Source organism: Caulobacter sp. BE254 (assembly GCF_031457295.1).
In the GTDB taxonomy this organism is placed as follows: Bacteria; Pseudomonadota; Alphaproteobacteria; order Caulobacterales; family Caulobacteraceae; genus Caulobacter.
On record NZ_JAVDWJ010000003.1, the window covers coordinates 206212 to 218204 of the forward strand.

At 70.4% G+C, this 11993-nt stretch carries 11 protein-coding genes; 7 read left to right on the forward strand and 4 right to left on the reverse strand.

Annotated elements, in window-relative coordinates:
- Positions 1–119: 119 nt before the first annotated feature.
- Positions 120–2198, forward strand: coding sequence for an EAL domain-containing protein (locus tag J2X41_RS07710; protein WP_310080984.1), 2079 nt, complete (start codon positions 120–122; stop codon positions 2196–2198).
- A gap of 172 nt (positions 2199–2370) precedes the next feature.
- Here the strand turns inward: J2X41_RS07710 and J2X41_RS07715 are convergent, their stop codons facing one another.
- The 3 genes from J2X41_RS07715 to J2X41_RS07725 all read right to left on the reverse strand — a co-directional run bounded on the left by J2X41_RS07715 (position 2371) and on the right by J2X41_RS07725 (position 6217).
- Positions 2371–3156 carry a hypothetical protein gene (locus J2X41_RS07715; RefSeq protein ID WP_310080986.1) on the reverse strand — a complete coding sequence of 262 codons (786 nt, stop codon included), beginning with the start codon at positions 3154–3156 and terminating at the stop codon, positions 2371–2373.
- A gap of 218 nt (positions 3157–3374) precedes the next feature.
- Positions 3375–3662 carry an RNA-binding S4 domain-containing protein gene (locus J2X41_RS07720; protein ID WP_310080988.1) on the reverse strand — a complete coding sequence of 96 codons (288 nt, stop codon included), beginning with the start codon at positions 3660–3662 and terminating at the stop codon, positions 3375–3377.
- Complete coding sequence (locus J2X41_RS07725; RefSeq protein WP_310080989.1) at positions 3659–6217, reverse strand: helicase-related protein; 2559 nt, start codon at positions 6215–6217, stop codon at positions 3659–3661. The genes J2X41_RS07720 and J2X41_RS07725 overlap by 4 nt, the downstream gene beginning before the upstream one ends.
- A 117-nt stretch (positions 6218–6334) precedes the next feature.
- On the opposite strand from J2X41_RS07725, the gene J2X41_RS07730 reads away from it, so the two are divergent.
- The 5 genes from J2X41_RS07730 to J2X41_RS07750 all read left to right on the forward strand — a co-directional run bounded on the left by J2X41_RS07730 (position 6335) and on the right by J2X41_RS07750 (position 9296).
- Entirely contained in the window at positions 6335–6940 is a 606-nt protein-coding gene (locus J2X41_RS07730) for a hypothetical protein (RefSeq protein ID WP_310080991.1), read from the forward strand.
- A gap of 93 nt (positions 6941–7033) precedes the next feature.
- On the forward strand, positions 7034–7273 hold the full coding sequence (locus tag J2X41_RS07735; RefSeq protein WP_310080992.1) for an AbrB/MazE/SpoVT family DNA-binding domain-containing protein: 240 nt from the start codon (positions 7034–7036) through the stop codon (positions 7271–7273).
- A gap of 8 nt (positions 7274–7281) precedes the next feature.
- Positions 7282–7671, forward strand: coding sequence for a type II toxin-antitoxin system VapC family toxin (locus J2X41_RS07740; protein WP_310080993.1), 390 nt, complete (start codon positions 7282–7284; stop codon positions 7669–7671).
- Between the two features lie 92 nt (positions 7672–7763).
- Positions 7764–8192 carry a nuclear transport factor 2 family protein gene (locus J2X41_RS07745; protein ID WP_310080994.1) on the forward strand — a complete coding sequence of 143 codons (429 nt, stop codon included), beginning with the start codon at positions 7764–7766 and terminating at the stop codon, positions 8190–8192.
- 78 nt (positions 8193–8270) lie between these two features.
- Positions 8271–9296: an alpha/beta hydrolase gene (locus tag J2X41_RS07750; protein ID WP_310080995.1), complete on the forward strand. Its 1026-nt coding sequence runs from the start codon at positions 8271–8273 to the stop codon at positions 9294–9296.
- A gap of 169 nt (positions 9297–9465) precedes the next feature.
- Here J2X41_RS07750 and J2X41_RS07755 read toward each other — a convergent pair whose 3' ends face one another.
- On the reverse strand, positions 9466–11070 hold the full coding sequence (locus J2X41_RS07755; protein ID WP_310081247.1) for an amidohydrolase: 1605 nt from the start codon (positions 11068–11070) through the stop codon (positions 9466–9468).
- A 277-nt stretch (positions 11071–11347) separates the two neighbouring features.
- Here J2X41_RS07755 and J2X41_RS07760 point away from each other — a divergent pair, with 277 nt between their 5' ends.
- Positions 11348–11923, forward strand: a complete 576-nt coding sequence (locus tag J2X41_RS07760) for a methylated-DNA--[protein]-cysteine S-methyltransferase (protein WP_310080997.1) — start codon at positions 11348–11350, stop codon at positions 11921–11923.
- Positions 11924–11993: the final 70 nt, after the last annotated feature.

Sequence of the window (11993 nt, forward strand, 5' to 3'; positions counted from 1 at the left end):
CCGGACGCCACCTTAAATAGGCGCGGATCTTCGGATACCGCCGTTACGTTACCCTTTCTTATCGAAGCTCGGTCACAACCAAGCCGAGGAAAACAAACAAGAAGTCGACAACCCGACCCATGACGAGAGCCGCCGTGCGCACCCAGGTCTCGATCACGCCGCAAGAGACCAAGGCCCCAGGGGCCCAGATGGACGCCTTCGAGACGTTCGTGCGCCACGCCCCGTTCGCGGCGGCGCTGGTCGACGCCGGCTTCCGCCTGACCGCCGTCAGCCCCGACTGGGCCAGCCACGGCCTGTCGCCCGGCGTCTCCGTCGGCGACGACTTCCGCCGCGCCCTGGTCAGCCCCGAGGACGTCGACAGCCTGGAGCGCTGCGTGGCGTTCGGCGAGCCGTTCTCGCGCTACCGCTCGATCTCGGTGGGCGGCGCCGAGCCCCGCATCTGGCGCACCGAATTCGCAGCCACCCTGACGGAGACAGGCCGCACCCTGGCGGTCATCGTCACCGCCCGCGACGTCAGCGGCTACGCCGAGACCGCCCTGAAGGCCGAGCGCGACCAACAGCGGCTGAGGATGGCGCTGGAGCTCGACGAACTGATGGTCCGCGAATACGACCTGCGGACCGGCGAGATCTACTGCTCGGGCACCTCGCCCGAACTGGAGAAGTGGTGCCTGTTCAAGAACGACCCGATGGAGATCGTCCACCCCGACGACCATGAGCGGATCGCCGAAATGGTCCGGGCCCGCAAGGACGGCGAGGCCCAGGTCTTCGAGTTTCGCCTCAATCGCGACGACGGGGTCGAGACCTGGGTGCGCTCGGTCGGAAAGAAGTTCCTGGGCGCCGACGGCAAGCCGGAACGGCTGGTCAACCTGTTCAAGGACATCACCGACCGCCGCCGCCAGACCGAGGCCGTCGAGAACCTGGCCTTCAAGGACAGCCTGACCGGCCTGCCGAACAGAGCGTATTTCAATCGCAAGTTCCAGGAGGCCGTCGACGCTTCCGAGATCATGGGCGAGCTGTTCGGCCTGATCATGATCGACGTCGATCACTTCAAGGACATCAACGACACCCTGGGCCACGACGCCGGCGACGCCCTGCTGAAACGTCTGGCCGAGATGCTGCATGCGGCGTTCCGGTCCGGCGACACCGTGGCCCGGCTGGGCGGCGACGAGTTCGCGGTGATCCTGCGCGGCCTGCATTCCGAGGCCGACATGATGCGGCCGGTCAACGCCCTGCAGGACCTGCTGCGCCGGCCGATCGAGCACGGCGGCCGCAGCTTCTCGGTCAGCGCCAGCATCGGGGCGGCCCTGCACGGCGACCCCGACGCCGATCCCAGCCACATGATCAAGAACGCCGACATCGCCCTCTATCGGGCCAAGGACGAGGGCCGCAACCGCAGCGTCGTGTTCGACCCGTCGATGCGCTCGGCCCTGGAACGGCGGATCGAGCTGCTGCGCGACGTGCGCGCGGCGATCACCGCCAAGGAGTTCGTGCTTTACTACCAGCCCGTCGTCGACCTGGCGTCCAACAGCGTCAGCGGCTTCGAGGCCCTGATGCGCTGGGACCATCCCGAGCAGGGCGTGCTGACCCCCGACCGCTTCATGGCCGCCTTCGAGGACCAGGACCTGTCGCTGAAGCTGGGCGACCTGGCTTTCGAGACCGCCCTGAAGCAGATGCGCGACTGGCTGGACGCCGGCGTCGAGTTCGGCCGCGTGGCCGTCAACATCTCGGCCGCCCAGTTCCGCAGCGGGCGCCTGGCCGAAGAGGTCCAGGATCGGCTCAAGCGCTGGAACGTGCCCTGCGACCGGCTGACCATCGAGGTCACCGAGAACGTCTACATGGGCTGGGGCTCGGACATGGTCAGCGACACCGTCCGCCAGTTGCACCAGGCCGGGGTGATGATCGCGCTCGACGACTTCGGCACCGGCTACGCCAGCCTGGCCAACCTGCGCCAGTTCCCGATCGACCGGCTGAAGATCGACAAGTCCTTCGTCCAGAACGCCGAGGACGCGGCCATCGTCAAGGCGGTGGTCACCCTGGGCTCGTCGATGGGTATGAAGGTCATCGCCGAGGGCGTCGAGGACCAGGCCCAGCTGGACGCCCTGGCCGACTACGGTTGCGACCAGATCCAGGGCTACCACTTCAGCCGGCCGATGCCGGCGGCGTTGGTGCCAGGGTATTTGAAGGGGTTCGGGATCTAGAAGTCCTCCCCCTGTGGGGGAGGTGTCGGCGAAGCCGACGGAGGGGGGAGTGATCGGCAGACGGCCACAACCCGGATCGAGCGTCCTAAAACTCCCCCCACCGATCGCTACGCAATCGCCTCCCCCACAGGGGGAGGACCTCTTTGGCGCCCCGGCCAGCTGCACGTGATCGCTATTTCATCCGCGAGATCTTGCCGCCCTCGACGATCCACAGCGTGTCCTTGCCGGTCCCGACCACGATCGGCAGGCGGTACGTCAGCCCCAGGAAGACATGGGTCTCAAGCGGCGTCGGCGAGACGATATGGTTGACGTAGAGCATCGGCGACTTGGCGCCGGGCGGCAGATCCGGCTTGGCGTTCATCGTCAGGCAACTGGCGGACAGAGCATCGACCCGATTGACCGTCCGGCCGTCGGCGCTGACCGAGAAGCGATAATGGCCGCCCATCGGGATCACGTCGCGCGCCGGACTGGGGGCCAGCAGCCAGACCAGCCAGCCGTCGCCCTCGACATCCCTGATCACGACGCTGTTGTAGCCTTGGCGGCAGACGTCCGGCAGCTTCTTGATCGCCGTCTGGCGAGCCGCGAAGGCAGCGCGCTCTTCGGCGGTCAGCGATCGGTCGGCCGGCTGGACCACCGCCCCCGCGCCCTTGCGGCCGACCACCACGTCGTAGCCCGCTTCCAGGCCTGAACCGGTGTCGCGCAGGAACCGCACCTTCTCCTCGTCGCCCTGGCCTTCGACGATCCAGCCCTTGAAGCCCGCTCCGTTCAGATCGGGAACCTTGGCCGTCAGGGCGTCGGTGGCCAACCAGGCGGCGCGGTCCTGGCGGTAGATCGCCCCGCCCAGGCGCTCCAGCGTCGGGATGTCGAAGACGCGGATCGGCGGCGGCTTGTCGGCGGCGAAAGCCGGCCCGGTCAGGGCAAGAGCCAAACCCAAGGCCAAGACAAAACGACGGATCATGCGAGGCGCTCCCATTCCGGTGTCCAAGCTAGGGCTTTCATGGGGAACGTCCACCCGAAATGCTCGCGGAAGTGGTGGCCAAGATTCAAAGATCCTCCCCCTTTGGGGGAGGTGTCGGCGACGCCGACGGAGGGGGGAGTGGTCGGCTGGTGATCACATCCCGGATCGCCGATCCAAATACTCCCCCCACCGATCGCTTCCCCCACAGGGGAGGACCGTCACCCCTCCACCGCCTCGTACAGCTCCCGCGCTTCCGTCGCCGGGCCGCGCCGTTCGCCGAAGCCCAGCACGCGCACCGAGACGATGCGGCCGCCGATGGCGAACATCAGGGCGTCGCCGACGCGCAGGCCGCGCGAAGGCTTGTCGACGCGGCTCTCGACGCCCGTCCGGGTCAGGCGGATGCGGCCTTCCTCGACGAAGCGGCCGGCCAGGGAGCGGGTCTTGAAGAACCGCGCGCGCCACAGCCAGACGTCGGCGCGGCAGTGGCCGGGGTCCTCGTCGTTCATGAGGCGGCCTTGGCGGCGGCCGGCTTGCGGCGGCGCGGCTTCTTCCGTCTCGGCGGCGGCTCGGTCAACCGGGCCAGGGCCGCGAACGGCGAGTCCGGGCGGGCCGTGACCTTGGGCTCGGGCCGCTGGGCGCCGCGCCGCTTCCACAGGATCGGGTCGCCTTCCTTGGGTCGGATGGCCGGGGTGTAGTCCAGGGCCCGCAGCACGGCGGCGGCCTCGGCCTGGGTCCAGCCCAGGGTGTCGCGGGCCGCGTCGGTCAGCACCACCCCGCCAGGCCGCTGGCCCTCGCGCAGCAGGGCGTCCAGCCGCTCCAGCATCTCGACCGGGGCCACCGCCTTGCCGACCAGCCGCAGGCCGTTGGCGGCCAGGGCGCGGGCGTCTGGCGCCGGGCTGGGCGCGGCGGCCAGGCGCTCGCTCTCGCCGCGCCAGCCGCCGGGGGTCAGGGCGCGGGCGGTGGCCAGGGCCTCGGGTCGCAGCACCGACGGCAGGAACAGGCTGAACGCCCCGATCCGCACGCCCAGGGCCTTGAGGTTGCGCCGCTCGGCCTGGCTCATGGCCTTCAGGTCGGTGTCGACCGCACGCTTGTCCAGCACGCCGCCGGCCTCCAACAGCCGATGGGCCAGGCCGCGCGGCAGGCCCTTCAGCTCGCCGCCGGCCAAGGCCCGCTCCAGCTTGCGCAGGCCAGGCAGCTTGCGGTCGACCTCGCCGGCCAGGAAGGCGTCCAGCCGCCGCTCGGCCCGCTCCCGCGCCGCAGCGTCGCCCAGGTCGCCCAGCAGCCGGGCGCGGGGCGCCAGGAGGTTCACGCCCGCTCCTGCAGAGGAGGCGCGCACCGCCCCGGCCGCCTCGCCGTTCCACAGCACCACGCCGTCCGGCGTCAGGGTGAAGGCGCCGTCGGGCTCGGCCGCCAGCTTGCCCAGGCGACGAGCGATCTCGGGGGTGACGGCCCGCTGGGCGGTGTTGCGCAGCGCCTTCTCCTCCAGCGCGCTGCCGCCCTTTTCCTGGACGAAGGTGACCCCGGTCAGCCGGCCGACCACGTGGCCCTCGACCGTCACCGCCCCATCGGCCCCCACCCCGGCCAGCATCGTCTCGCGGTCGCCCAACTGGCGCATCAGGACGCTGGTGCGCCGGTCGATGAACCGGGCCATCAGCTTCTCGTGCAGGGTGTCGGACAACCGGTCCTCCAGTTGCCGGGTCATGCCCTGCCACTGAACCGGGTTGTGCAGCCAGTCGCCGCGGTTGGCGATGTAGCTCAGCGTGCGCACCCCCGACAGCCGCGCGGCCAGGCTGTCGATCTCGCCGTCGGTGCGGTCCAGGGCCTTGAACTGGCCGGCGATCCAGTCTTCCGGCAGCCGCTTGCGGCCCGTGGTCAGGTCGTCGAACAGGGTGCGGACCATGCGCTGGTGGTCGTCGTCGGTGGTCTTGCGGAAGTCCGGCGTCTGGCACACGTCCCACAGCCGGATCAGGGCCGAGCGGTCGGCCTTGCAGCGGGCGACCACGTCTTCCTGCTGGGCCAGCTTGCGCAGGGTGCGCTCATCCAGCGCCTCTTCCGACAACGACAGGCCCGCGCGATGCGGCGGCTCGGCCAGCGAGCGCAGCAGGCCCTGCAAACTGCCGAAGTCCAGCCGGGCGTTGCGCCATTCCGCGCCCATCACCGGCTCGAACCGGTGCTCGACGACGCTCTCGACCAGGTCCTCGTCCATCTCCTCGCAGTCGCCGGTCACCCCGAACGTGCCATCGCGGGTGTAGCGCCCGGCGCGGCCGGCGATCTGGCCCACCTCCTGCGGGTGCAGCCAGCGGGTGCGCTTGCCGTCGAACTTGCGCAGGCCCGCGAAGGCCACGTGGTCGACGTCCATGTTCAGGCCCATGCCGATGGCGTCGGTGGCCACCAGGAAGTCGACCTCGCCGCTCTGGTAGAGCGCCACCTGGGCGTTGCGGGTGCGGGGGCTCAAGGACCCCATGACCACGGCCGCCCCGCCCCGCTGGCGGCGGATCAGCTCGGCGATCGCGTAGACGGCGTCGGTCGAGAAGGCCACCACCGCCGAGCGGCGCGGCAGGCGGGTCAGCTTCTTGGAGCCGGAATAGGTGAGATTGGAGAACCGCTCCCGCGTCACGATCTCCGCGTCGGGCAGCAGGCGGCGGACCAGCGGGGCCATGGTCCCGGCCCCCAGCAGCATGGTCTCGAACCGGCCCCGGGCGTGCAGCAGCCGATGGGTGAAGATGTGGCCGCGCTCGGGATCGGCGCACAGCTGGATCTCGTCGACGGCCACGAACTCGACCTCGCGGCCCAGTGGCATGGCCTCGACCGTGCAGACGAAATAGGCCGCGCGCGGCGGGACGATCTTCTCCTCGCCAGTGATCAGGGCCACCGAGGCCTTGCCGCGCAGCTTGACGATGCGGTCGTAGATCTCGCGGGCCAGCAGCCGCAGCGGCAGGCCGATCATGCCCGAGGCATGGCCCAGCATCCGCTCGACGGCCAGGTGGGTCTTGCCGGTATTGGTGGGGCCGAGAACCGCCGTGAGCTTGGAAGGGGCCAGGCCTGTCGAACGGTCGCTCATGACTCAAAGGTGGGATGGGAATCGCGGCGGGGCAAGCGGGGTGTGACCGTATAGCCCTCCGATGAGAGAGGACTCTTGAAGGCCCGAGGCGTAGCGTCGACCCACGCGGAGGACGCCATGGACGACAGCCCCTCGATGGCCGTCCTGGGATTTCGGCCCCACACCTACTGGACCGCCGCGGTCGCGCTCGCGGGCCATCCGGATGCGCCGCGAGTCGTCGCGCGGCGCCGGATCGTCTTCGCCGCCGGCCGGGAACGCTTCGTCTATCATCAGGCCGCCGCCTTGGAGCCGGCCAAGGCCCACGCCCTGATCGCCGAGGTCCGCGCGGCGACGCAAGCCAACGCGGCGCGTGAGGTCGACCGCTTCATCGCCGACCTGCGGCGCGACGGTGTCGAGGTCCGCGTGGCCGTCGTCCCGGGCGGGCCGGCGCGGCCTTCGCGAAGCCTGGAGGACATCCTGCGGGCGCATGCCCGCATCCACGCCGCGGAAGGCGACTTCTATCGCGACGTCGTCGCCTCGGCCTGCGCCGGACTGGAGCTGGAGGTTCGCCGCGTGGGCGAGCACGACCTTCCGGGCTTGCTCGGCGAGGCGCTGCGGATCGACGGCCCAACGCTGGAGGCGCGCCTGAAGGCCATGGGCGCCGCGCTCGGCCCGCCATGGAACGAAGACCATAGGTTGGCGACCCAAGCCGCATGGATCCAGCTCGCCACGCCCAGGCCATGACTGGGAACATCATCTTCGTCCAGGCAGCCATCCGGACGCCTTGCTCCGGATCGTGCCGAAAGGTATATACGTGTGATGACGAAGGATCGAAAAATGACCATCGTGACCTGTCGCACCTTCAAGAGCGGCAACAGCGAAGCGGTCCGCCTGCCGCGCGGCGTAGCGTTCGGGGCTGACGTCGAGCTCACCCTGGTGCGCTCCGGCGACGTGCTGACCCTCTATCCCGCTCGACCGCCGCTCAGCGACATGGTCGAACGCCTGACCGCCCTGCCCCGCCCGACGAACATCGAAGTGCGCGACGAGGAGCCGCTGCCGGAACGGCCCGGGCTCTGAGAGCCGCAATGGCGCCCTACCTCCTCGATACCAACATCGCGATCCACCTGCGGGACGGCGATCCGCTGGTCACCGGCAAGATCGCCGCGCTCGAGGGCGCCGTGCTGCTGTCGATCATCACCCAGGTCGAGCTCGAAGGCGGCGTCCATCGCGAACCTTCAGAAGCCGGCGTCCGCAGAGCGCGCCTCGACGTCATCCTGGACGCCCTCCCCGTCCTGGACTTCGACCGCGAAGCCGCCAACGCCTATCGCGCGATCGTCGAGGCCGCAGGTTATTCGCGCCGCAAGATCCTGGACCGCATGATCGCCGCCCAGGCCCTGGTGCACCGCGCCGCCCTGGTTACCCGCAACGCCGCCGATTTCCAGGACATTCCGGGACTGGTCCTGGTCGCGTGGTGAACTGACGCACCGAGCCGGGGCGGCTTGCCGTCGCCCCCGCGAAGCCTATGCTTTCCTGGCTGTCCTTACGTCACCGAACGGAGGCTCGAGCCGTGCAGAATTCCCGATGGAAGGCCGCCAATCCCGAGGTCCAGGCGGCGGTGCTCGACGACAGGATCGCCGCCGTGATGCAGGCGATCGAGAAGGTCGACGCCGCCCTGGTCGCCGACGAATATGCGGTGTTCGCCGCCGCCCTGGCGCCCGAGCTGGTGGTCAACAATCCGGTCAACATCGTCGCGCCCAGCACGATGGTCCGCCAGCTGAACGCCGACGGCAAGATCAGCTACAGCCAGTACGGACGGCTGATCGAGCACGCCTCGCTGCGCGGCGACATGGTGCTGCTGATGGGCGAGGAGACCGTCGTGCCCAAGGGCCAGAACCCGCTGGCCGGCCAGACGGTGCGCCGCCGCTTCACCGAGCTGTGGCGGCCCGATGGCGAGCGCTGGCTGCTGACGGCGCGGCAGGCGACGATCGTGCGGTAGGGAGCCGCCGGGCTTTTACCGCGCGCCATGATCGGACCCCATTCGCGCTTTCCTCTCTCCCCTGAAACGGGGGCGAGCATGAAGCATCTTGTCGGGTCGGCGGTTCTGGCGGCTTGGGCTGTGTCCAGCGTGGCGACGGCCCAGGTCCCCGAGGCCATTCCTTCGGCCGTCTACACCGCCCCGGCCCGACTGGTCGACATCGGCGGCGGTCGCAAGCTGAACCTGTTCTGCCAAGGCCACGGGCCCGTCGTGCTGATGGAGACGGGCTTCAGCGACACCACCATGACCTGGCGCAAGGTCCAGGCCCGAATCGCCGCCTTCGCCACCGCCTGTTCCTACGACCGGGCCGGCCTGGGCTTCAGCGACTCCAGCGACCATCCGTCCGACCTGGTCCACAACGCCGCCGACCTGGAACGGCTGATCAAGGCCGCCGGGCTCGGAAAACCCGTCCTGGTCGGCCATTCGCTGGGCGGGCGCTATGTCGCCTACTACGCCCGCACCCATCCCCGGCAGGTGGCCGGCCTGGTGCTGGTCGATCCCTCGACTTTCGGTCAGCGCGAGAGTTATCTGAAGTTCCTGGGTCCGGACGCCGTCGCCAAGCTGGACGCAAACCGCCTGGAGCAGGTCGCGCGCTACCGGCGTTGCCTGGACCTGGCCAGGGCCGGCCAGCTGGTTCCTGGACGGCCTGGCGACGCCGTCTGCCTGGACGACCCGCCGCTGGAGGATCCCGTCCTGCACGCCGAGACGGACCGCCAGCTGGCCCGCGCCCAGACCCAGGCGGCCACGCTCTCGGAATATCTCGCCTTTTACGGCGAAGCGCCCGGCGGCCCAACGTCGGACCAGGCCCAATGGAGCGTCGCGCCACCCTTGGCCGACGCCCCGCCGGTGATCCTGCTCAGGCGCGTCTACGGCAAGCCGGCTTCGGTCAGTCAGGCGGCCTATGACGGGATCGTGGCCGACGCGGTCGCCGAGTTCGCCGCACTGGCGCCGGCGCCGAGCGGCCGGATCGTGACCGTGGCCAACACCGGCCACCAGATCCAGCTCGACCAACCTCAAGCCGTCATCGACGCGGTGCGCGAGGTGGTGGAGCGGACGCGGAAGTAGAGCCCGCTCCAAACCGTTGTCATCCCGGAAGCCTCGCAGAGGCTGTCCGGGACCCAGGAGACTGGGCGAAGGCCTTGCGGTTCACCTGGATCCCGGACAAGCGCTGCGCGCTTTCCGGGATGACAACGGAGAGGGAGAGTGGACAGAAAAAGACAGGACTGGCCCTGCCCTACTTCTCGAACACCACCTTGCCGTCGACCACCGTCAGGACCGTCTCGGCCTTCAGAATCTCGGCCGGGGCCACGGTCATCAGGTCCTTGCTGAACACCGTGACGTCGGCCTTCTTGCCCGCCTCCAGCGTGCCGCGGTCCGTCTCCGCGAAGGCGGCGTAGGCCGGGGCCCAGGTCAGCATGCGCAGGGCCTGGTCGCGGCTGACCGCCTCGTCCAGATGCCAGTCGGCGTTGGCGAAGCCGTCCAGGCTATGGCGATAGACGGCGGCGTAGAACTCGATGCGCGGGTCGCCGACCTCGACCGGCGCGTCCGAGCCGGCGGCGATCACCGCCCCGCTGTCCAGGAAGTCCTTCCAGCGATAGCCCTCGTGCAGCCGGTCCTTGCCCAGGCGCGCGGGGGCGAAATAGAGGTCGCCGATGGCGTGGCTGGGCTGCATCGAGGCGACGACGCCGAGCTTGGCGAAGCGCGGCAGGTCGGTGTCGGCGACGATCTGGGCGTGCTCGATGCGCCAGCGGGCCGTGGTGTCGCCGGCCAGGGCCTCCTGGAACCAGTCCAGCGCCATGCGGTTGCCGCGGTCGCCGATGGCGTGCATGGCCACCTGGGCGCCGACGGCCTTGGCCTGCTTCATCAGCGCCAGGCCCTTGTCGCGCGGGGTCAGCTGCAGGCCCAACCCCTCGGCGTCGCTGTAGGGCTCCAGCAGCGCCGCGCCGCGCGAGCCCAGGGCGCCGTCCATGTAGAGTTTGATCCCGCGCACCCGGATCAGGCCGGTGGCGTCGGTGGACGGCCCCTTGGCCAGCACCTGGGCCGCGCCGCTGGGATCCATGTAGTTGTCGACCCGCAGGCCGAACTTCTTGTCCGCCGCCAGGGCTGTGAGGATCGCCAGGTCGGGCCCCTCGACGCTCATATTGCCCAGGCCCGTCCAGCCGCGCGAGGCGTAGAGGGCGCCGGCCTTTTCCAGGGCCTGGCGCTTGAGGGCCTCGGACGGCGGCGGGATCACGCCGGCGACCAGACCCTGGGCGTGGTCGACCAGCAGGCCGTCGGGCGCGCCGTCGGGGCCCTTGAGGATCTGGCCGCCGGCCGGGGTGGGGGTGTCCCGCGTGACCTTCGCGGCCGCCAGGGCGGCGCTGGAGGCGACCACCGCGTGACCGTCGGCCCGCTCCAGCACGACGATCCGGCCGGGCGCGGCGCGGTCGAGGTCGGCGCGGTTGGGGAAGCGCTTCTCGGGCCAATGGGTCTCGATCCAGCCCCGCCCGAAGATCGGGCCGTCGGGATGGGCCGTGGCGTAGACCTTTACGGCGGCGACCAGGCTCTCGACCGAGTCGGTGCGGTCCAGGTTCAGGGTCAGCTCGCGCAGGCCGACGCCGGTCAGGTGGGCGTGGGCGTCGACGAAGCCGGGGAAGGCCGCCGCGCCCTTCAGGTCGATGTCGCGCGCGCCCTTGGCCGCCTTGGCCCGGGCGGCGGCCAGGTCGCCGACGAAGGCGATGCGGTCGTCGCGGACCAGCACGGCCTGGGCCGTCGGGGCGGCGGCGACGCCGGTATGGATCGGACCGCCGTGGATCAGCAGGTCGCCGGCGAAGGCGGGCGCCAGGCTGGCGCTGGCCATCAAGGCGGCGAGGGTGAGGATGCGGCGCACGAGGCTCTCCGGGACAGCAAGAAACGGAAATCGTAGGGAGGAACGGCGCAGTTGGAAACAACCCGCGCGTCAACCGTTGTCATCCCGGAAGCCTCGCAGAGGCTGTCCGGGACCCAGGGGACTGGGCTGATGCGGTGCGGTTCGCCTGGGTCCCGGACAAGCGCTGCGCGCTTTCCGGGATGACAACGGGAGAGAGAAGCACCGATCGGCGACTCCACTCCCCCTCGCCCGCTGCTATATTCCTCGCATGACCCAAGGCTTCGCCCTCTTCGAGACGCCGATCGGACTGTGCGGCCTGGCCTGGGGCGGGCAGGGGCTGATGGGCGCTCAGCTGCCCGAGGCCGCGCCGGGCGCCGCCTGGGCCCGCCTGCGCCGCCGCTATCCGGACGCGGTCGAGACTTCTCCGCCGCCGCCCGCCGTCCAGCGGACGATCGAGCGGATCAACGACCTGCTGGCCGGCGGCCGCGACGACCTGACCGACGTCGAGCTGGACTTCAGCATCGTCGCCCCGTTCAACCGCCGGGTCTACGAGATCGCCCGCGCCATCCCGCCCGGCGAGACCTCGACCTACGGCCAGATCGCCAAGGCCATGAACGAGCCGGGCGCGGCCCGGGCCATCGGCAAGGCCCTGGGCGAGAACCCCTGGCCGATCATCGTCCCCTGTCACCGCGTGCTGGGCGCCGACGGCAAGAGCGGCGGCTTCTCGGCTCCCGGCGGCGTCGAGACCAAGGCGCGGATGCTGACCATCGAGCGGGCCAGGACCAGCGCCGCGCCGACGCTGTTCGACCTGGAGTTCTCGGTGGCGCCGCAGCGGGGGCGGTAGGCCCCCTCCGGCCCTTCGGGCCACCTCCCCCAGAGGGGGAGGATCTGCGCGGCGCCGAGATGCTCCCCCT